We start from the raw sequence: 675 nt of genomic DNA on the forward strand, positions 1-675 counted from the left end.
AAGTCCGCCGCCTCAAAGCCGAACACAAAGACATCCCTGTTTACCTCGTTGCCGAAGACATGTGCGCTTCCGGCTGCTACTACATTGCTGCCGCAGCCGACAAAATTTACGCCGACCCTTCCAGCATTGTCGGCAGCATCGGCGTGATCGGCGGCGGGTTCGACTTTACCGGCCTGATGGACAAAGCCGGTGTCAAACGCCGTCTGAAAACCGCCGGCAGCAACAAAGGCATGGGCGACCCTTTCACACCTGAAACCCCGGCGCAAACCCAAATTTGGGAAACCATGTTGGGCGATATCCACCAAGAATTCATCAAAGCCGTCAAACTCGGCCGTGGCGCAAGGTTGAAAGACAAACAGTATCCCGACGTTTTCAGCGGCCGCATCTATACCGGCAAAGAAGCCAAACAGGTCGGCCTGATTGACGACTTCGGCAGCATTTACAGCGTTGCCCGCGATGTCGTCAAAGCCCCCGAGCTGGTCAACTACACGCCGCAAGACGATTTCAGCAAAATGCTCAGCCGCCGCTTCGGTGCGGAAGTGAAGGCCAAAGTCAAAGAAACTTTGTCTGAAATTTGGTAAACCAAAAAACCAAAAGGCCGTCTGAAACCCAAATCATTGGGCTTCAGACGGCCTTTTTTATATCGTTTTTAAAATAAAACGCTGATTATTGTCC

Annotated in this window: 1 protein-coding gene; it reads left to right on the forward strand. The window is 52.4% G+C overall.

From position 1 onward, the window contains the following. The coding region (locus ACTHUM_RS16960) for a S49 family peptidase (RefSeq protein WP_440403552.1) at positions 1-581 on the forward strand (581 nt) is incomplete at its 5' end. Positions 582-675 lie beyond the last annotated feature (94 nt).

This window comes from Neisseria sp. P0021.S006, assembly GCF_051956895.1.